At 55.4% G+C, this 413-nt stretch carries 1 pseudogene; it reads left to right on the top strand.

The features are described 5' to 3' along the window. Positions 1 to 413: pseudogene (locus tag HBA93_RS18915) on the top strand (leucyl aminopeptidase); the annotation flags it as partial.

Here is a 413-nt window from a genome sequence, read left to right as displayed (position 1 = left end):
TAAAGACAAGCCGGTTGCTTTTGTTGGTAAGGGCGTTGTGTTCGATACCGGCGGTATCTCCATCAAGCCTGCGCTGGGTATGGAAGATATGAAGGGCGGTATGGGCGGCGCGGCTGCTGTTACCGGTCTGATGCGTGCACTGGCCGGTCGTAAAGCCAAGGTCAATGTGGTCGGCGTCATCGGTCTGGTAGAGAATATGCCTGACGGTAACGCACAGCGTCCGGGCGATATTGTCACAACTATGTCCGGTCAGACCATCGAAGTGATCAATACCGATGCGGAAGGCCGTTTGGTTCTGGCCGATGCGCTGTATTACACCGCGAAGACCCACAAGCCACGCTTCATGATCAATCTGGCAACACTGACCGGCGCAATCGTGATTGCTCTGGGTACACAGCATGCCGGTCTGTTCT

It is taken from the genome of Ochrobactrum sp. SFR4 (assembly GCF_019730395.1).
Lineage (GTDB): Bacteria > Pseudomonadota > Alphaproteobacteria > Rhizobiales > Rhizobiaceae > Pseudochrobactrum.
The sequence above is the reverse complement of the archived record's forward strand: the minus strand, read 5'-3'. Positions and strand labels throughout refer to the sequence as shown.